Source organism: Streptomyces sp. NRRL S-244 (assembly GCF_000717915.1).
Classification (GTDB): Bacteria; Actinomycetota; Actinomycetes; order Streptomycetales; family Streptomycetaceae; genus Streptomyces.
Window position 1 is genome coordinate 50369 of record NZ_JOCX01000006.1, and the last position, 19433, is coordinate 69801.

General features: G+C 72.2%; 16 protein-coding genes. 11 read left to right on the forward strand and 5 right to left on the reverse strand.

The genetic code is table 11. From position 1 onward, the window contains the following. The first annotated feature begins 41 nt into the window (after nucleotides 1-41). From IF02_RS0109110 to IF02_RS0109145, 8 genes are all read left to right on the forward strand, one after another. Nucleotides 42-2093: a protein meaA gene (locus IF02_RS0109110; protein WP_030155130.1), complete on the forward strand. Its 2052-nt coding sequence runs from the start codon at nucleotides 42-44 to the stop codon at nucleotides 2091-2093. Further along, complete coding sequence (locus IF02_RS0109115) at nucleotides 2090-3064, forward strand: HpcH/HpaI aldolase/citrate lyase family protein (RefSeq protein ID WP_030155132.1); 975 nt, start codon at nucleotides 2090-2092, stop codon at nucleotides 3062-3064. The genes IF02_RS0109110 and IF02_RS0109115 overlap by 4 nt, the downstream gene beginning before the upstream one ends. Nucleotides 3065-3069: 5 nt before the next feature. Then, nucleotides 3070-3582 (forward strand): MaoC family dehydratase, encoded by a 513-nt coding sequence (locus tag IF02_RS0109120; RefSeq protein WP_030155134.1) that lies wholly within the window; start codon nucleotides 3070-3072, stop codon nucleotides 3580-3582. Nucleotides 3583-3584: 2 nt separating this feature from the next. Continuing rightward, nucleotides 3585-4790 carry an acyl-CoA dehydrogenase family protein gene (locus tag IF02_RS0109125; RefSeq protein ID WP_030155136.1) on the forward strand — a complete coding sequence of 402 codons (1206 nt, stop codon included), beginning with the start codon at nucleotides 3585-3587 and terminating at the stop codon, nucleotides 4788-4790. Between the two features lie 186 nt (nucleotides 4791-4976). Next, nucleotides 4977-5633: a phosphatidylserine decarboxylase gene (locus tag IF02_RS0109130; protein ID WP_030155138.1), complete on the forward strand. Its 657-nt coding sequence runs from the start codon at nucleotides 4977-4979 to the stop codon at nucleotides 5631-5633. 34 nt (nucleotides 5634-5667) lie between these two features. Continuing rightward, the gene (gene pssA / locus IF02_RS0109135; protein ID WP_030155141.1) at nucleotides 5668-6492 is read left to right on the forward strand and encodes a CDP-diacylglycerol--serine O-phosphatidyltransferase; all 825 of its coding nucleotides are present in this window, start codon (nucleotides 5668-5670) and stop codon (nucleotides 6490-6492) included. 140 nt (nucleotides 6493-6632) lie between these two features. Continuing rightward, a complete protein-coding gene (locus IF02_RS0109140) occupies nucleotides 6633-8114 on the forward strand; it encodes an AlkA N-terminal domain-containing protein (RefSeq protein WP_030155142.1) in 1482 nt (493 codons plus the stop codon). A 15-nt stretch (nucleotides 8115-8129) separates the two neighbouring features. Further along, entirely contained in the window at nucleotides 8130-8627 is a 498-nt protein-coding gene (locus IF02_RS0109145) for a methylated-DNA--[protein]-cysteine S-methyltransferase (protein WP_030155143.1), read from the forward strand. Nucleotides 8628-8642: 15 nt separating this feature from the next. On the opposite strand, the gene IF02_RS0109150 is transcribed toward IF02_RS0109145, so the two are convergent. The 3 genes from IF02_RS0109150 to IF02_RS0109160 are packed head-to-tail and all read right to left on the reverse strand — an operon-like array spanning nucleotide 8643 to nucleotide 11343. Further along, nucleotides 8643-9071 carry a hypothetical protein gene (locus tag IF02_RS0109150; RefSeq protein WP_030155144.1) on the reverse strand — a complete coding sequence of 143 codons (429 nt, stop codon included), beginning with the start codon at nucleotides 9069-9071 and terminating at the stop codon, nucleotides 8643-8645. A 35-nt stretch (nucleotides 9072-9106) separates the two neighbouring features. Continuing rightward, entirely contained in the window at nucleotides 9107-9607 is a 501-nt protein-coding gene (locus tag IF02_RS0109155; RefSeq protein WP_030155146.1) for an NUDIX domain-containing protein, read from the reverse strand. Between the two features lie 32 nt (nucleotides 9608-9639). Further along, nucleotides 9640-11343, reverse strand: coding sequence for a BCCT family transporter (locus IF02_RS0109160; protein ID WP_051696032.1), 1704 nt, complete (start codon nucleotides 11341-11343; stop codon nucleotides 9640-9642). A 143-nt stretch (nucleotides 11344-11486) separates the two neighbouring features. Between IF02_RS0109160 and IF02_RS0109165 the strand changes: the two genes are divergently transcribed. Then, nucleotides 11487-12635: a glycerate kinase gene (locus IF02_RS0109165; RefSeq protein WP_030155150.1), complete on the forward strand. Its 1149-nt coding sequence runs from the start codon at nucleotides 11487-11489 to the stop codon at nucleotides 12633-12635. A 100-nt stretch (nucleotides 12636-12735) separates the two neighbouring features. On the opposite strand, the gene IF02_RS0109170 is transcribed toward IF02_RS0109165, so the two are convergent. After that, nucleotides 12736-13347: a cysteine hydrolase family protein gene (locus tag IF02_RS0109170; protein ID WP_106977251.1), complete on the reverse strand. Its 612-nt coding sequence runs from the start codon at nucleotides 13345-13347 to the stop codon at nucleotides 12736-12738. An 82-nt stretch (nucleotides 13348-13429) separates the two neighbouring features. On the opposite strand from IF02_RS0109170, the gene IF02_RS0109175 reads away from it, so the two are divergent. Then, nucleotides 13430-14407 carry a GlxA family transcriptional regulator gene (locus IF02_RS0109175; protein ID WP_234318140.1) on the forward strand — a complete coding sequence of 326 codons (978 nt, stop codon included), beginning with the start codon at nucleotides 13430-13432 and terminating at the stop codon, nucleotides 14405-14407. 18 nt (nucleotides 14408-14425) lie between these two features. Further along, on the forward strand, nucleotides 14426-17224 hold the full coding sequence (locus IF02_RS0109180; RefSeq protein ID WP_030155156.1) for a SpoIIE family protein phosphatase: 2799 nt from the start codon (nucleotides 14426-14428) through the stop codon (nucleotides 17222-17224). A gap of 79 nt (nucleotides 17225-17303) precedes the next feature. Here IF02_RS0109180 and IF02_RS0109185 read toward each other — a convergent pair whose 3' ends face one another. Further along, nucleotides 17304-19370, reverse strand: coding sequence for a SpoIIE family protein phosphatase (locus IF02_RS0109185; RefSeq protein ID WP_051696034.1), 2067 nt, complete (start codon nucleotides 19368-19370; stop codon nucleotides 17304-17306). Nucleotides 19371-19433: the final 63 nt, after the last annotated feature.

Consider the following 19433-nt stretch of genomic DNA (forward strand, 5'->3'; position numbering starts at 1 on the left):
GACCGTCCGAGACCGTTCAAGGGCCAAAGGGACAGCCTGAGATGACAGAGCGCCAGAAAGACCGTCCGTGGCTCATGCGGACGTACGCCGGCCACTCCACGGCCGAGGCGTCCAACGAGCTGTACCGCCGCAACCTCGCCAAGGGACAGACCGGCCTGTCGGTCGCGTTCGACCTCCCGACGCAGACCGGCTACGACCCCGACCACATCCTCGCCCGCGGCGAGGTGGGCCGGGTCGGGGTCCCGGTCTCCCATCTGGGCGACATGCGGCGGCTGTTCCAGGACATCCCCCTGGAGCAGATGAACACCTCGATGACGATCAACGCCACCGCCATGTGGCTGCTGGCGCTCTACCAGGTGGCCGCCGAGGAGCAGGGCGCTGACATCGCCCAGCTCCAGGGCACCACCCAGAACGACATCGTCAAGGAGTACCTCTCGCGCGGGACGCACGTCTTCCCGCCCGGGCCCTCGCTCCGCCTGACGACGGACATGATCGCGTACACGGTCAACCACATCCCCAAGTGGAACCCGATCAACATCTGCTCGTACCACCTCCAGGAGGCCGGGGCCACCCCGGTCCAGGAGATCTCGTACGCGATGTCGACGGCGATCGCCGTGCTGGACTCGGTGCGCGACTCGGGCCAGGTCCCGGAGGATCGTTTCGGCGAAGTGGTCGCCCGTATCTCGTTCTTCGTGAACGCGGGCGTCCGCTTCATCGAGGAGATGTGCAAGATGCGCGCCTTCGGCCGCATCTGGGACCAGGTCACCCGCGAGCGCTACGGCATCGAGAACGCCAAGCAGCGCCGCTTCCGCTACGGCGTCCAGGTCAACTCCCTCGGCCTGACCGAGGCGCAGCCGGAGAACAACGTCCAGCGCATCGTGCTGGAGATGCTCGCGGTCACCCTCTCCAAGGACGCCCGCGCCCGCGCGGTGCAGCTGCCGGCCTGGAACGAGGCGCTGGGTCTGCCCCGGCCCTGGGACCAGCAGTGGTCGCTGCGCATCCAGCAGGTCCTGGCGCACGAGAGCGACCTGCTGGAGTACGAGGACATCTTCGCCGGGTCCCACGTCATCGAGGCCAAAGTCGACTCCCTGGTCGTCGACTGCCTGGCCGAGATCGACCGGATCCAGGAGATGGGCGGCGCGATGGCCGCCGTCGAGTCCGGGTACCTGAAGTCCCAGCTGGTCTCCTCGCACGCCGAGCGGCGCGCCCGGATCGAGGCCGGCGAGGACAAGATCGTCGGCGTCAACTGCTTCGAGCAGACCGAGGAGAACCCGCTGACGGCCGACCTGGACGGCGCCATCATGACGGTCGACCCGGCCGTCGAGGCGCTGACCGTGGAGCGGATCGTCCGCTGGCGGGCCGAGCGGCAGGAGTCCTCGGACCGGCAGGGCAACGGCGACCCGTTCGTCTTCCCGACGGTGATGCAGGCCCTGGACCGGCTCAAGGAGGCCGCGGCCGGGACCGAGAACCTGATGGAGGCCACCCTGGAGTGCGCCCGGGCCGGTGTCACCACCGGCGAGTGGGCGAACGCCCTGCGCGAGGTGTTCGGCGAGTTCCGCGCCCCGACCGGGGTCTCCTCGGCCCCGGTGGCGGTCACCGCCGAGGAGGGCACGCCGATGGCCCTCGTCCGCGAGAAGGTCGCGCGGACCGCCGAGGACCTGGGCTCCGGCCGGCTGCGCCTGCTGGTCGGCAAGCCCGGCCTGGACGGGCACTCCAACGGCGCCGAGCAGATCGCCGTACGGGCCCGCGACGCCGGATTCGAGGTGGTCTACCAGGGCATCCGGCTGACGCCCGAGGAGATCTCCTCGGCGGCGCTGGCCGAGGACGTGCACTGCGTGGGACTGTCCATCCTGTCCGGCTCGCACAGCGCGCTCGTGCCGGACGTGCTGGAACGCCTCCGTACGGCGGGGGCGGGTGACATCCCCGTCGTCCTCGGCGGCATCATTCCGAACGCCGATGCCATCGCCCTCAAGGCGGCCGGAGTGGCTGCCGTCTTCACACCCAAGGACTTCGGTATCACGGAGATCATCGGCCGTATCGTCGACGAGATCCGGAAAGCGAACAAGCTCGACCCTCTGGAGGTCCCCGCATGACCACGCCCACGTCTCCCGTGAACCGCCTTCGGCCGCGCCGCTCCTGCCTCGCGGTGCCGGGCTCGAACCCGCGCTTCCTGGAGAAGGCCCAGGGCCTGCCGGCCGACCAGGTCTTCCTCGACCTCGAGGACGCCTGCGCGCCGCTCGCCAAGGAAGGCGCCCGCCACACGATCGTGGACGCGCTGAACAACGGCGACTGGACCGGCAAGACCCGGGTCGTGCGCGTCAACGACTGGACCACGCACTGGACGTACCGCGACGTCATCACGGTGGTGGAGGGCGCGGGCCAGAACCTCGACTGCATCATGCTGCCGAAGGTCCAGGATGCCCAGCAGATCGTGGCGCTGGACCTGCTGCTGACGCAGATCGAGAAGACGATGGGCTTCGAGGTCGGCAAGATCGGCATCGAGGCGCAGATCGAGAACGCCCAGGGCCTCAACAACGTCAACGCGATCGCGCAGGCCTCCCAGCGCGTGGAGACGATCATCTTCGGGCCGGCCGACTTCATGGCCTCCATCAACATGAAGTCGCTGGTCGTGGGCGAGCAGCCGCCCGGCTACCCGGCGGATGCCTACCACTACATCCTGATGAAGATCCTGATGGCCGCCCGGGCGAACAACCTGCAGGCGATCGACGGCCCCTACCTCCAGATCAAGAACGTCGACGGGTACCGCGAGGTCGCCGGGCGCGCCGCCGCCCTCGGCTTCGACGGCAAGTGGGTGCTGCACCCGGGCCAGGTCGACGCGGCCAACGAGGTCTTCTCCCCCTCCCAGGAGGACTACGACCACTCCGAGCTGATCCTCGACGCGTACGACTGGTGCACCTCCGAGGCGGGCGGCAAGAAGGGCTCCGCGATGCTCGGCGACGAGATGATCGACGAGGCCAGCCGCAAGATGGCCCTGGTCATCGCCGGCAAGGGCCGCGCGGCGGGCATGCAGCGCACGTCGAAGTTCGAGATCCCGGAGGCCTGAGCACCATGCAGTTCGGACGCACGTACGAGGAGTTCGAGGTCGGCGCGGTCTACAAGCACTGGCCCGGGAAGACGGTCACGGAGTACGACGACCACCTCTTCTGTCTGCTGACCATGAATCACCACCCGCTCCACATGGACAGCAATTACGCGGAGAACACGACCGACTTCGGCAAGAACGTGGTCGTGGGCAACTACATCTACTCGCTGCTGCTCGGCATGTCCGTGCCGGACGTCTCCGGGAAGGCCATCGCCAACCTGGAGATCGAGTCGCTGCGGCACGTGGCGCCGACCTTCCACGGCGACACCATCTACGGCGAGACCACGGTCCTCGACAAGACCCCGTCGAAGTCGAAGAACGACCGCGGGATCGTCTACGTGGAGACCAAGGGCTACAAGCAGGACGGCACCCTCGTCTGCGTCTTCCGGCGCAAGGTGATGGTCCCGACGGAGACGTACATCAAGGAGCGCGGCGGCGAGCAGCCCGGCCGCCCGCAGCTGAAGGAACAGGGGAAGTAGCCATGGCCCGACTCGCCCAGACCGCCGGGCTGACCGACGTCCAGCGGGAGATCCTCAAGACCGTCCGGGAGTTCGTCGACAAGGAGATCATCCCGGTCGCGACCGAGCTCGAACACCGTGACGAGTACCCGCAGCAGATCGTCGACGGCCTCAAGGAGCTCGGCCTCTTCGGCCTGATGATTCCGGAGGAGTACGGCGGCCTGGGTGAGTCGCTGCTCACCTACGCGCTGTGCGTGGAGGAGATAGCGCGGGGCTGGATGTCCGTCTCGGGCATCATCAACACCCACTTCATCGTGGCGTACATGCTCAAGCAGCACGGAACCCAGGAGCAGAAGGACCACTTCCTGCCCCGCATGGCGCTGGGCGAGGTGCGCGGCGCGTTCTCGATGTCCGAGCCGGGGCTGGGCTCCGACGTGTCGGCCATCACGTCCAAGGCGGTGAAGGACGGTGAGGAGTACGTCCTGAACGGCCAGAAGATGTGGCTGACGAACGGCGGCTCCTCGACCCTGGTGGCCGTTCTGGTCCGCAGTGACGAAGGACACCCCGAGGGCACGGCCCCGCACAAGTCGATGACGACCTTCCTCGTCGAGAAGGAGCCGGGCTTCGGTGAGGTCCGTCCGGGCCTGACCATCCCGGGCAAGATCGACAAGATGGGCTACAAGGGCGTCGACACCACCGAGCTGATCATGGACGGACTGCGCATTCCGGCCAATCGGGTCCTCGGAGGCCAGACGGGCCGAGGGTTTTACCAAATGATGGACGGGGTCGAGGTCGGCCGCGTCAACGTGGCGGCGCGTGGCTGTGGCGTCGCTCAGCGTGCGTTCGAGCTGGGTGTCTCTTATGCCCAGCAACGTCACACTTTCGGCAAGCCGATCGCGGAGCACCAGGCCATTCAGTTCAAGCTGGCCGAGATGGCTACCAAGGTCGAGGCCGCCCATGCGATGATGGTCAATGCAGCACGCAAAAAGGACTCCGGGGAACGAAACGACCTCGAGGCAGGGATGGCGAAGTACCTCGCCTCCGAATACTGCAAGGAGGTAGTCGAGGACGCCTTCCGTATCCATGGCGGCTACGGATTCTCGAAGGAGTACGAGATCGAGCGCCTCTACCGTGAGGCACCGATGCTGTTGATCGGTGAAGGAACGGCCGAGATCCAGAAAATGATCATCGGCCGGCGCCTGCTCGAGGAGTACCGACTCCAGGGCTGAAAGTCCCTTTTGCGGCGGATCCTCCATGGGTCCGTCGCAAAAGAATCACTGGCAGTCACTGGCTGGCGGCCATCGACTCGGCTTCTGGCTTGCCCAGTTGTTGCGTGCAACCGATAGCATTCCAGTAAAGCCGCCGTCCCGTCCCCCTGTTTGCGGCGCGGCAATCACCCGCTACGAAGGTCATCCATGCCCCACAGCCAAACCTCTGCACCTCGCGTCGGCTTCCTGAACGGACGTCTCGCACGCGGAGCATCGCCGTGGCTCCTGCCGACCGTCGCCACCGCTGCGCTCAGCCTCACCCGGGCCCGCAAGTCCGGCCGCTGGGCCGCGGTGGCCGTGCCCACCACCGCTCTCGCGGCGGGCATGCTGTGGTTCTTCCGCGACCCCGAGCGTGAGATCACGCAGGGCCGTGTCATCTCGCCCGCCGACGGTGTGGTGCAGAGCATCATGCCGTGGAAGGACGGGCGGACCCGGGTCGCGATCTTCATGAGCCCGCTGAACGTCCACGTCAACCGCGCGCCCCTCGCGGGCACGGTGACGTCCGTGGAGCACATCCCGGGCGGGTTCGTCCCGGCGTTCAACAAGGAGAGCGAGAACAACGAGCGCGTTGTCTGGCACTTCGACACCGAGCTCGGCGACATCGAGATGGTGCAGATCGCCGGCGCCGTCGCACGCCGCATCGTCCCGTACCTGCCGGCCGGTACCAAGGTGGAGCAGGGCGAACGCATCGGTCTGATCCGCTTCGGCTCCCGCGTCGACATCTACCTCCCCGAGGGTGTCGAGGTCGCGGTCGAGGTCGGCCAGGCCACCACCGCGGGGGTGACCCGAATTGACCGTGACTGACCCTGAGACTCCCACCACGCCGTCGGGCGGCTGGGTGCCCGAAGCCGCGGAGGAGGAGTCCGCCGAGGACGACATGCCGCTCTCGCTGCGGCTGTCGATAGCGGACACCCTCACCCTCGGCAACGCGACGTGCGGATTCATGGCGGTGTACTTCACCACCACCGGGATCCTCATCCCGCACCTCACCGGCAGCGGCGAGTCGGGCATGGCCCGCAACAGCGCCGCGACGGCGGTGATACTGATGCTGCTCGCCGCGGTCTTCGACCTCTTCGACGGCATCGTGGCCCGCAAGCTGCGCAGCTCGCCGATGGGCGCCGAGCTGGACAACCTGTCCGACCTGATCAGCTTCGGCCTGGCTCCCGCGTACTTCGTGCTCGTGTACGGCATGGTCGCCGACGACGCGGTGCAGAAGATGTCCGCGCTGGCCGCGATCGTGGTGCTGCTGGCCGTGGTGCTCAGACTCGCGAGATTCAGCTGCGTGACCATGAAGGACGGCATGTTCCAGGGCATGCCGAGCCCCTTCGGCGCGCTGACGGTCGTCTCGATCGTGCTGCTGGAGCTCCCGTTCGTCCCGACGCTGCTGGCGATCATCGGGGTGGCCTGGCTGATGGTGAGCCGGGTCGAGTACCCGAAGCCGCGGGGCGTCCTCGCGGTGGCGATGCTGAGCTGGATCATCGGGGCCATGGGCCTCCTGGCGGCCTGGGCGTTCGACGCCCCGGGCGGTCAGCTGCTCCTCCAGGCGGGCTGCGCGCTGCAGATCGCCCTGGCGGCGACGATCCCGCTGTTCGCGACGACCCGTCGAGCGAACACCTTCCGCCACAACCGCCGCGAGGCGCGAGCGGCGTCGCAGCTCCCGTAACAGGGGCAGCCGCAGTACGTACGAGGCCCCCGGCCGCCGTCAGGCACCGGGGGCTTTCGCATGCCGCGGCACGTGCGGCGGCTACGCTTGATGTCGGAAAACCGCCAGCCCCGCCGGGGCCGGGCCGGGATGCTGGAGCCATGTACACCGACACCGACCGCTGCGTGAGGGCCGTGCAGTCGAAGGACGCCCGCTTCGACGGATGGTTCTTCACCGCCGTGCGGACCACCGGCATCTACTGCCGGCCCAGCTGCCCCGCGGTGCCGCCCAAGGTCGAGAACATGACCTTCCTGCCCAGCGCCGCCGCCTGCCAGCAGGCCGGGTTCCGGGCCTGCAAGCGGTGCCGCCCCGACACCTCCCCCGGCTCCCCCGAGTGGAACGCCCGCGCCGACGCCGTCGCCCGGGCCATGCGGCTCATCCAGGACGGCGTCGTGGACCGCGAGGGCGTGCCCGGGCTGGCCGTGCGGCTGGGGTACTCCACGCGCCAGGTGGAGCGGCAGCTGAACGCCGAGCTCGGCGCCGGGCCCCTGGCCCTCGCCCGGGCCCAGCGCGCCCAGACCGCCCGGCTGCTGATCGAGACCTCCGAGCTGCCGATGGGCGACATCGCCTTCGCCGCCGGGTTCTCCTCCATCCGGACCTTCAACGAGACCGTCCGCGAGGTCTTCGCCCTCGCCCCCGGCGAGCTGCGCCTGCGGGCCGAGAAGGCGAACCGGCACGTCCCCAAGGTGCCCGGGACGATCAGCCTGCGCCTGCCGTACCGGGCCCCGCTCAACCCCGACAACCTCTTCGGCCACCTCGCCGCGACCGCCGTCCCCGGCGTCGAGGAGTGGCGGGCCGGCGCCTACCGCCGGACGCTGCGGCTCCCGTACGGCACCGGGGTCGTCGCGCTCAGCCCGCGGCCCGACCACATCGGCTGCCAGCTGGCCCTCACCGACCTGCGCGACCTCACCATCGCCATCAGCCGCTGCCGCTGGATGCTCGACCTCGACGCCGACCCCGAGGCGGTCGACGAGCAGCTGCGCGCCGACCCGCTGCTGGCCCCGCTCGTGGACAAGGCCCCGGGGCGCCGGGTGCCGCGTACGGTCGACGCGGCGGAGTTCGCCGTACGGGCCGTGCTCGGCCAGCAGGTGTCCACGGCCGCGGCCCGTACGCACGCGGCCCGGCTGGTCGCCTCGTACGGGGAGCCGGTGGCCGATCCCGATCCCGAGGGCGGGCTGACCCACCTGTTCCCCTCGCCCCAGGCGCTGGCCGCCCTGGACCCCGGGTCACTGGCCCTCCCGGCGAGCCGGCGCACCACCCTCACCACCCTCGTCGGCGCACTGGCCGACGGCTCGCTCCCGCTCGGCATCGACAGCGACTGGGAGGCGGCCCGGGCGCGGCTGAACGCGCTGCCCGGGTTCGGCCCGTGGACCACCGAGGTGATCGCGATGCGGGCGCTGGGCGATCCCGACGCCTTCCTGCCGTCCGACCTCGGGGTCCGGCGGGCCGCGAAGGAGCTCGGGCTGCCGTCCACGCCCGCGGCGCTCACCGCCCGGGCGGCCGGCTGGCGGCCCTGGCGCGCGTACGCCGTGCAGTACCTGTGGGCCACCGATGCCCACCCCATCAACCACCTGCCCGTCTGAGGAGTGCGTTCCGTCATGAGCAGCAAGCAGCACACCGTCGTCGAGAGCCCGTACGGCCCGCTCACCCTGGTCGCCTCGGACGGCGTCCTCGGCGGCCTGTACATGGCCGGGCAGCGGCACCGGCCGGCCGAGGAGTCCTTCGGGGAGCGGGTCGCCGCGACCGAGGAGCCCTTCCCCGAGGTCGTGCGGCAGCTGGCCGCGTACTTCGCGGGGGAGCTCACCGAGTTCGACGTGCCCGTCCGGCTGGAGGGCACCGCGTTCCAGCGCAGCGTGTGGGACCAGCTGGTACGGATCCCGTACGGCGAGACCTGGTCGTACGGGGAGCTCGCGGCCAGGCTCGGCAAGCCGAACGCCTCGCGCGCGGTGGGCCTGGCCAACGGGAAGAACCCGGTCAGCATCATCGTTCCGTGCCACCGGGTGATCGGTGCCTCGGGGAGCATGACCGGCTACGGCGGCGGCGTCGAGCGCAAGGTGCGGCTGCTGGCCTTCGAGGCCGGCGCGCCGACGCTGTAGGGACGGCGCGGTAGGTCAGACCAGTGCGAGGGGGACGAGCAGGGCGAACCCGGCGCCGGCCTCCACCGCGTAGGCGTACAGGGAGGGGTGCTGGACGGGGGCGGCCAGCAGGACCACGCTCTGCTGGGCGGTGGCCGCCGCCACCCAGTCGGCGTCGGCGCCGAGGTTGCCCTGGTACCAGCCCTCGCAGGCGCCGGGGCCGGTGACGGCGAGGAGGTCGTCCTCACGGCGGTAGAACGCCTGCCAGCCGGCGGCCGGGGCGGACCAGCCCTCGAAGTCGGTGAACGAGGCCCAGCCGCCCTCGCGTATCGCGGTGTCGAACAGCCACACCGGCGTCCCCTCGGCGGTGACCTCGCCGCCCTCCTGCTGCTCGGTGGTGAAGTGGACCATGGGCAGGGCGTCGGGCCCGTCGGCGGTGCTGGGCCAGGCGTACATCGTGATCATCAGATGATTCTGTCCTGCTCGAAGTAAGCCCGGTGTCACGAGGAGACCGGGCGGCTGCCGTTCTCCAGCTCCGCGGTGCCCTCGCCGGACTCCAGGACCCGGTAGGCCTCTTGGGTGCGGCGGCCGAGCGATCCGGGGAGGTACGCGGTGAGTTCGGCGGGCTCGACCAGCCGCCAGGACAGCAGTTCCGCCTCCTGGAGCTCGATGGAGGCGAGCTGCGCCGCGTCGAGCACGCCGCCGTCGTAGAGGTACGCGACCAGCGGCGGACGGCCCTCGCCGAGCGTCCAGTCGACGGCGAGCAGCCGGCCGAGCGGCAGGTCCAGGCCGATCTCCTCGGCGCTCTCGCGGCGGGCGGCCGCCCGCGGGGACTCGCCGAGGTCCGATTCGACGGTGCCGCCCGGCAGGGCCCAGCCCTCACGGTAGTTGGGCTCGACGAGCAGCACCCGCCCGTCGGCGTCCCGGTAGAGCGCGGCGGCCCCGGCCAGCACCCGGGGCAGGCTCGCGATGTACGTGGCGTAGTCATCGGTGGTGGTCACGCCGCCAACCCTACCCAGCCGCCCCACCGCGCTCACGCCTCCGGGGGGTCCGGCGGGGGTGGGGGCTCGCGGTCTCGGCGGGTGGGGTCGGCCAGGCGGCGCAGGCGCGGGTGGCGGGTCGGGCCCGCTTCGGTGAGGGCGTCGCCGACCATCGCCGTGACCGCGTCGCGCAACCCGTGCAGGGCGTGGTGGCGCGCAGGGCCGGCGCCGGGGTCCTCGCGGAGCTCCTTCACCAGGGCCCAGCAGAGCAGCAGCATGACGATCACGAAGGGCAGCGCGACCAGGATGGTTGCGGTCTGGAGGGATTTGAGGCCGCCCGCGACCAGGAGTACGGCCGCCACCGCCGCCATCAGCACGCCCCAGGTGACGACGAGCCAGGTGGGCGGGTTCAGCGAGCCGCGGCTGGTGAGGGAGCCCATCACCAGGGAGGCCGAGTCGGCGCTGGTGACGAAGTACGTCATGACCAGGGCCATGGCCACGTACGAGGTGACGGTGCCCAGCGGGAGCGCGTCCAGCATGGCGAAGAGGGAGGCCTCGGCCCCGTCCTTGACCTTGGCGGCGAGGTCGGCGGCGCCGGTGGAGTCGAGGCGGATCGCGGTGCCGCCCATCACGCAGAACCAGACCACCGTGGCGCCGCTGGGCACGAGCAGGACGCCGATCAGGAACTCGCGGATGGTGCGGCCGTGCGAGATGCGGGCGATGAAGGTGCCGACGAACGGCGCCCAGGACAGCCACCACGCCCAGTAGAAGATCGTCCACGCGCCGAGCCAGGAGCTGTCGGTGAAGGCGCCGGTACTGGTGGCCATGGGCAGCAGCTCGTGCAGGTAGCTGCCGACGCTGGCGGGGATCACGTCGAGGATGTAGACGGTCGGGCCGAGGAGGAAGACGAAGACCACCAGGGCGGCGGCGAGCACGATGTTGATCGTGCTCAGCCATTTCACGCCCTTGTGCAGGCCGGAGAAGGCGGAGAGCACGAAGGCCGCGGAGAGCGAGGCGATGATGATCAGCTCGACGCCGGTGGAGTCCTGGATCCCGGCCGTGATGTGCAGTCCTTCGGCCACTTGGAGCGCTCCGAGGCCGAGGCTGGTCGCCGTGCCGAAGACGGTGGCGAAGACGGCGAGCAGGTCGATGGCCTTGCCGGGCCGGCCACCCGCGCGCTCCTCCCCCATCAGCGGGACGAAGGCGGAGCTGAGCCGGTTGCCGCGGCGCTTGCGGAAGGTGGCGTAGGCGAGGGCGAGGCCCGCGATGCCGTAGATCGCCCAGGGGGTGAGCGTCCAGTGGAAGAAGGAGTAGTCGAGGGCCGCGCGGGCGGCGTCGCCCGAGCCCGGGGCGGCCCCGGAGGCGGGCGGCGGGTGCAGGTAGTGGGTGAGCGGCTCGCCGACCCCGTAGAACATCAGGCCGATGCCCATGCCGGCGCTGAACATCATCGCGATCCACGCGAGGTTGGTGAACTCGGGCTCGGAGTCGTCGGCGCCGAGCCGGATCCGTCCGAAGCGGCTGATGGCGAGGACGACGCACATGACGAGGAAGACGTCGGCGGCGATCACGAACAGCCAGGCGAAATTGGCCAGGACCCAGGCCAGCGCGGTGCTCGACGCCGTGTCGAAGGACTGCTTGCCGAGCGCCGCCCACGCGACGACGGCCAGCACGGCGATCACCCCGATGGTGACGACGGCACGGTCCGGTTCGGGGTCCGGGCCCTCCGGGCGTGCGTCTTCCAGTGAATCCGCGCTCATGCGGCCACACTATGCAGGCGTATATCCCTATTTATGAGGATGGCGCGCCGCATGTGACCCAGGCCACCCATGGGCATAGGAGGATCCTCCGGATAGGCTCATGGAGGCGCGACTGCACTGTTCGATAGCAAGGGATTAGCAAGGTGACGGACGGAGCAGTAACTGAGACCGCGCGCGTGCTCATCGCCGCGGACAAATTCAAGGGCTCGCTCACGGCCGTTCAGGTCGCGGAGCGGGTGACGGCCGGCCTGCGCAGGGCCGTACCGGGCGTGGAGATCGAGACCCTTCCCGTCGCGGACGGCGGCGACGGTACGGTCGCGGCCGCCGTGGCGGCCGGGTTCGAGCGCCGGGAGGTACGGGTCACCGGACCGCTCGGCGAGCAGGTCACGGCCGCTTTCGCACTGCGCGGGGGCACCGCCGTGGTCGAGATGGCGGAGGCCTCCGGGCTCCAGCTGCTGCCGGCGGGTGTGTTCGCCCCGCTGACGGCGACCACGTACGGCTCGGGCGAGCTGCTGAAGGCCGCGCTGGACGCGGGCGCGCGCTCGATCGTCTTCGGCGTGGGCGGCAGCGCCACCACCGACGGCGGTGCGGGGATGCTGGCCGCGCTGGGTGCGGTGTTCCTGGACGCGAACGGTGAACCGGTCGGTCCGGGCGGCGGCGGGCTCGCCGCGCTGGCCTCCGCCGACCTGTCCGGGGTCGACCCGCGCTTCGCGGAGGTCGACTTCGTCCTCGCCAGCGACGTGGACAACCCGCTGACGGGCCCGAAGGGCGCTCCCGCGGTCTACGGCCCGCAGAAGGGGGCGTCGCCCGAGGACGTGGCGGCGCTGGACGCGGCGCTGGCGCACTTCGCGGTGGTGCTGGAGAAGTCGATCGGCGAGAAGGCCGGCCGGCTGGCCGCCGCCCCGGGTGCGGGTGGCGCGGGCGGCATCGGGTACGGGGCGCTGCTGCTCGGCGCGTCGTTCCGGCCCGGGATCGAGCTGATGCTGGAGGTGCTGGGCTTCGCGCCGGCGCTGGAGCGGGCCACGCTGGTGATCACCGGTGAGGGCTCGCTGGACGAGCAGACCCTGCACGGCAAGGCCCCGGCCGGTGTGGCGGCCGCCGCGCGCGCGGCGGGCAAGCCGGTCGTGGCGGTCTGCGGCCGTCTGCTGCTGGGCCAGGAGGCCCTGGAGGCGGCCGGCATCCGCAAGGCGTACCCGCTGACGGACCTGGAGCCCGACCCGGCCAAGTCGATCCCGAACGCCGGTCCCCTGCTGGAGCGGGTCGCGCAGAACATCGCCGCCGACGTCCTCTGACCTCCGGTCGGCCGTACGAGGCCCGGCGCCCCGAGCGGGGGCGCCGGGCCTCGGCGTTTTCGGCCCCACGGCTCCCGGCCCCCGGCGAGCGGCCGCGGTACTACGCCGTGACCTGGGCCGGCGACCCGGAGGCGGCGAGCAGCTCAGCCGTGCCCACCACGCGGGCGAAGCCGCCGCCCTGGAGGTTGACGGCGGTGGCCGTGGCCAGCTCGTCGGCCGTCAGCCGGAGCCCTTCCGGGCCGGCGAGGTCGAAGGTGTGGGTGGCGTCGAGCGGGACGAGGACGTCGTAGCCGAGGTTGCCGGCCATCCGCGCGGTGGTCTCGACGCACATGTTGGTCTGGATCCCGGACACCACCAGCTGGCCGATGCCCTCGGCGGTGAGCCACGCGGCCAGGTCGGGGGTGCCGTAGAAGGAGGAGTTCACCGTCTTGGTGATCAGCAGGGACTCCTGCCCCGCCCGGTCCGCCACGAAGTCCTTGAAGGCGTGGCCGGGCCGGTCTGCGGCCAGGACCGAGCCTGCGGTCAGCGAGGCGTGCCGGACCAGGACCACCGGGCGGCCGGACTGCTGCCAGGCGTCCATCAGGGCGGCGATGTTGGCCTCGGCGGCCGGGTTGTTGCGCGGGCCCCAGTAGGAGGCGTCGTCGAAGCCCTTCTGTACGTCGATGACCAGCAGCGCAGCGTTCGGGGCGAGTTCGATCTCGTTCTTCGTCATGGGTTCATGGTCTTCGCCGGGACGGGCCCGCCGACAGCGGGAACCGCGACCCGAACCGATGGGATCCTGCCAGGATGGCAGCATGCATCGTGTCGCCATCGTCGTCCAGCCCGGCATCCGCAGCTTCGACCTCGCCGTCATCACCGAGGTCTGGGGCCCCGACCGCAGCCGGCTGGGCGTCCCCCGCTTCGAGCTGCGCCGGTGCGCCGTCGACGCCGACCCCATCGCGCTGCCCGGCGGGCTCACCCTGGCCCCCGACCGGGGGCTCGACTGGCTCGCCGAGGCCGATCTCGTCGTCGTACCGGCGCTGGCCGAGCCGTCCGACCCGACGCCCGAGCCGGTCCTCGCCGCCCTGCGGGAGGCGCACGCCCGGGGCGTGCCGGTGGCCGCGCTGTGCGCCGGGGCGTTCATCCTCGCCGAGGCGGGGCTGCTGGCGGGACGCCGGGCCGTGACCCACTGGTCGCTGGCCCCGCGGCTCGCCGCGCGCCACCCGTCCGTGCTGGTCGAGGACGCCCCGCTGTACGTGGAGGACGCCGGGCTGTGGACCTCCGCCGGGGTGGCCTCCGGGATCGACCTCTGCCTGCACCTCGTACGGCAGGCCCACGGCGCGGAGGCCGCCGCCGCCATCGCCCGGTCCATGGTGACGGGCCCGTTCCGCACCGGCGACCACGCCCAGTACCTGGACCGGCCCACCCCGGCGGCGGACCGGACCGCCGAGGCCCTGGCGGCCGTACGGGAGCGGGCCCTGCGCCATCTGCACGAGCCGCTGTCCGTGGCCACGCTGGCCCGCTGGGCCGGGATGTCGCCGCGCTCCTTCGCCCGCCATTTCGTCGCCGCGACCGGCACCACCCCGCACCGCTGGCTCCTCGGCCACCGCCTGGACGCGGCCCGCAAGCTGCTGGAGCGCACCGACCACCCGGTGCCGGAGGTGGCCCGGCGGGCGGGCTTCGCCAGCGAGGTCACCTTCCGCCAGCATTTCACCTCGTACGTGGGCCTCGGCCCCCGCGCGTACCGCAGCGCGGCGGCCGCCGCATCGGCCGCCCCGCCCAAATCCCGGTGACAGTGTTAGAAATGGCTCATGACCGCACGTTGGGGTCGACCCAGGGGATCGCCGCCCCGGCAGCCGACCGGGCGGGACCCGGGCCTGCTCGCGCGCCGCCCCCGCAGCGCCCGCAGTGTCGCCGGTCAGGTCTTCGCGCTCATGGCGTTCATCGTCGTCCTGCTGATCACCGCGGCCGCGCTCGCCCTCGTGTTCCAGGAGCGGTACGGCACCCAGCGCGACGCGCGCCACCGCTCGCTGGCGGCCGCCGAGGCCTTCGCCCACGCCCCCGGCCTCCCCGCCGCCCTGAAATCCCCCAATCCGACGGCCGAGCTGCAACCCCTGGCCGAGGCCGCGCGGCGGGCCGCGGGCGTCGACTTCATCGCCGTGATGACGCCCGACGGGCTGCGCTACACCGACTCCCGGCCGGACCTGATCGGCAAGCGGGCCACCGGCGACCTCTCGCGCGCCGTGGCCGGGCACTCCTTCACCGAGGTGTTCACGGGCTCGCCGAGCGACGCGGTCCGCGCCGTGGTCCCCGTACGGGACGCGAGCGGCAAGGTCGTCGGGCTGGTCGGCACCGGCATCGAGGTCGCCACCGTCTCCGACACGGTCGCCGGTCAGCTGCCGCTGCTGCTCGGCGCGGCGGCCGGCGCGCTGCTGCTCGGCACGGGCGGCGCCGCCCTGGTCAGCCGGCGGCTGCGGCGCCAGACCCGGGGCCTCGGCGAGGCCGACATGGCCCGGATGAACGAACACCACGAGGCCGTCCTGCACGCGGTGCGCGAGGGCGTCCTGATCATCGGCGACGACCAGCGGCTGCTGCTCGCCAACGACGAGGCCCGGCGGCTGCTGAACCTGCCGCCCGACGCCGAGCAGCGCCACGTGGGCGAACTCGGCCTCGATCCGCGGACCACGTCGCTGCTGGTGTCCGGGCGGGTCGCCACGGACGAGGTGCACCTGGCCGGCGACCGGCTCCTGGCCGTCAACGTCCGCCCGACCAAGCCGTACGGAGGGCACCCGTCCGGCAGCGTCATGACCCTGCGCGACACGACCGAGCTCGCCGCGCTCTCCGGCCGCGCCGAGGTGGCCCGGGAGCGGCTCCAGCTGCTGTACGACGCGGGGGTGCGGATCGGGACCACGCTGGACGTGGTGCGGACCGCCGAGGAGCTCTCGGAGGTGGCCGTCCCCCGGTTCGCGGACTTCGTGACGGTGGAGCTGCTGGAGCCGGTGCTGAAGGGCGAGGAGCCCTCGCGGGCCGCCGGCGTGTACACGGAGATGCGCCGGGCGGCGATGAGCGGGGTGCGCACGGACCAGCCGCTCCAGCCGGTCGGCGACATCATCCGGTTCGTGGTGCCGACGGCTCCGATGGCGGCGGCCCTGGACGCCGGGCACGCGGTGCTCGCGCCCGATCTGAACGCGGCGATGGGCTGGCGGGCCCAGGACGAGGCCGGCACCCGCCAGGCCCTGGGGTACGGGCTGCACTCGCTGATCTCGGTGCCGCTGCAGGCCCGCGGGGTGGTCCTCGGCATGGCGAACTTCTGGCGGGCCGCCGACACCCCGGAGGCCTTCGACGAGGAGGACCTGTCGTTCGCGGAGGAGCTGGGGGCCCGGGCGGCCGTCTCCATCGACAACGCCCGCCGCTACACCCGGGAGCACGCGACGGCCGTGGCCCTCCAGCGGAGCCTGCTGCCCCGGGTGCTGCCGGACCAGACCGCCGTGGACGTGGCCTTCCGGTACCTGCCCGCGAAGGCCGGGGTGGGCGGGGACTGGTTCGACGTGATCCCGCTCGCCGGCGCCCGGGTGGCGCTGGTCGTCGGCGACGTCGTCGGGCACGGGGTGCACGCGGCGGCCACGATGGGCCGGCTGCGCACCGCCGTGCACAACTTCTCCTCCCTGGACATGCCTCCGGACGAACTGCTCGGGCACCTGGACGAGCTGATCCACCGGATCGACCAGAACGAGTCCGGGGGCGCCGGGGACCCCGCGGAGGGGGCGGGCGAGGCGGCCGGCGTCACCGGCGCCACCTGCCTGTACGCGGTGTACGACCCGGTCTCCGGGGTCTGCGCGATGGCGAGCGCCGGGCACCCCGGACCGGCCCTGGTCCGGCCGGACGGCGCCGTGGAGTTCCCGCAGCTGCCCACCGGGCTGCCGCTCGGGGTGGGCGGCATGCCCTTCGAGGCCGTGGAGCTGCGGCTGCCGGAGTCGAGCCGGCTCGTGCTGTTCACGGACGGCCTGCTGGAGGACCGCGACCGGGATTTCGACACCGGCCTCGCCCTGCTGGCCGAGACGCTGTCGCGGCCCGGCCGCAGCCCCGACCAGGCCTGTGCCGACGTACTGGCCGCCCTGCTGTTCCCGGCGCCGAGCGACGACATCGCCCTGCTGATCGCCGACACCCGGCGGCTGGAGGCGGACCGGATCGCCGAGTGGGAGGTGCCGCCCGATCCGGCGGCGGTCTCCCGGGTGCGCAATGCGGGCTCGGTGCAGCTGGCCGCCTGGGGTCTGGGGGACATCGCGTTCACGGCCGAGCTCATCCTCAGCGAGCTCATCACCAACGCCATCCGGTACGGGAACGCGCCCATCCGGGTACGGATGCTGCGCGACCGCAGCCTCATCTGCGAGGTCTCCGACGGCAGCAGCACCTCGCCGCACCTGCGGTACGCGGCCACCACCGACGAGGGCGGCCGCGGTCTGTTCCTGGTCGCGCAGTACGCCGAGCGCTGGGGCACCCGGTACACCCAGCGCGGCAAGGTCATCTGGGCCGAGCTGCCGCTGACCGGGGGGCCGGAGCCGTCCCTGCCCGAACCGGACCTGGAGGCCCTGGAGGAGCTGGGCTGGTGACCGGACCGACGGCGCAACGATTCGCCCGGGACCGCGGCCGGCCGCGGTCCCGGTTCCGCGTCGGGCCTCGCCGAGGGCGTCAGCGGCCCCGGGCGGCCGTCGTACGGGCCAGCAGGACCGCCACGTCGTCCTGCGGGGCCCCGGGCAGCAGCCGCGCCAGGATGTCGTCGCACAGCCCCTCCAGGGGCTGCCCGGCGTCGCGCAGCGCCCGTCCGAGCTCGGCCATGCCCTGGTCGAGGTCGCGGTCGCGGGATTCGATGAGCCCGTCGGTGTACAGCACGAGCAGGCTCCCGGGCGGCAGGGCGACCTCCTCGGTGCGGAACTCCTGCCCGCCCGTGCCCAGCGGGGTGCCGGGCGGGCCGTCGAGGAAGGTGACCTCCCCGCCGGCCGTGACCACGGCCGGCGGCGGGTGGCCGGCGCGGGCGATGACGCAGCCGCCCGTGGCCGGGTCGTGGACGGCGTACACGCAGGTGGCCATCTCGTCCTCGCCCAGGTCGGCGACGGCCTCGTCGAGCGAGCGGAGCAGCCTGGTCGGGGAGACGTCCTGGCGGGCGAGGGTGCGTACGGCGGTGCGCAGCTGTCCCATGACGGCGGCGGCGTGGATGCCGTGCCCCATGACGTCGCCGATGACCAGGCCGGTGCGGCCGCCGGGCAGCTGGATGACGTCGTACCAGTCGCCGCCGACGTCGTGGTCGCTGGCGGGCAGGTAGCGGCCGGTCAGCTCCAGGCCGGTGACCTCGGGGAGGGCGCTGTTGCTGAGGCTGCGCTGGAGGGTCAGGGCGGCCCGCCGCTGGTTGGTGTACATCCGGGCGTTGTCGATGTTGAGCGCCGCACGGGCGACCACCTCGTCGATGAGCACGCTGTCCTGCTCGTCGAAGGGCTCGCGGTCGCTCGTCCGGGTCACGGTGACCGCGCCGAGCACGGTGCCGCGCGCGAGGAGCGGGATCAGCCGGGCGGAGCCGAGGGTGGTGAGGTACGCGCGCAGCTCCGCGGCGCGCGGGTCGGGAAGCAGCGCGCGGACGTCGGACCGGTACAGGTTCATGGCCCGGCCCTCGGCGATGACCCGTTCGTAGACGGAGTCGGGCGGGATCTGGAAGGTCTGGCCCGGGGCCAGCCGGGCGGTGGGGGCCTCGGGGTCGGGGAACTCGACGGCGATGCGGCGGAGCACGCCCTCGTGGGTGGCCGCCGCGTCGTCGGGGGCGAGGACGGTCTCCAGCAGCTGTACGTCGGCCGAGTCGGCCAGCTGGGGCACGAGGACCCCGACGATCTCCCGGGCGGTCTGGCTGAGGTCGAGGGTGGTGCCGATCCGGGTCCCGGCCTCGGCGAGGACGGCGAAGCGGCGGCGGGCCCGCTCGGCCTCTCCCTGGGCCTGCTGGCTCTCGGTGATGTCGATGAGGGAGGCGATCACGCCGAGCGGGCGGCCGGAGCCGTCGAGGAGGGGGGCGTACGAGCAGGACCAGGTGTGGTCGTGCTCGGGGTCGGCCGGGGTCCGGCCGGTGCGGCGGACGTCGACGACGGCGGTGCCCCGGTCCAGGACCTGGCGCATGGTCGCTTCGAGCGCGGCGGCGTTGACGCCGGGGACGACCTCGGTGAGCCGTTTGCCGACGTGCTCGGCGGCCGGGACGCCGTTCATCCGGGCCAGGGCGTCGTTGACGCGCAGGAAGCGCAGGTCGGGGCCGAGGGTGGCGAGGCCGATGGGCGACTGGGTGAACAGGCTCTGGAGGGCGGCGAGCGAGTCCCGCATGCGCAGGACCTCGGAGGTCTCCACGGCGATCAGCATGGCCCCGGTGCGGCCCTGCGGGTCGGCGGCGGGGACGATCCACATCTCCATGGTGACCCGGTGCCCGTCGCGGTGGCGCACGGGGAGGGTGCCGACCACCGTCTCGCCCGCCTGGACCCGCCGGGTCAGGTCGTCGGCGAGCGCGTGGTTGGGCTCGGGGACGAGTACGGAGGTGCCGGGGAGGCCGAGGATGTCCTCGGGGCGGTGGCCGAGCAGGTCCTGGGCGGCGAGCGACCATTCGACGATGATCCCGTCTGCGTCCTCCCGCCACAGCGCGATCGGCAGCAGCTCGCTGAGCACGCCCGCGTACCCGACGGCCGCGGCCGGCTGGTCCGGGACTTCGCTCGTCGACTGGTATGTGTCCACCGCACCGACCTCACCCCGGGGGGTCCGATTCCTACCGATTCACCCTATCCGAGCCATCGGCAC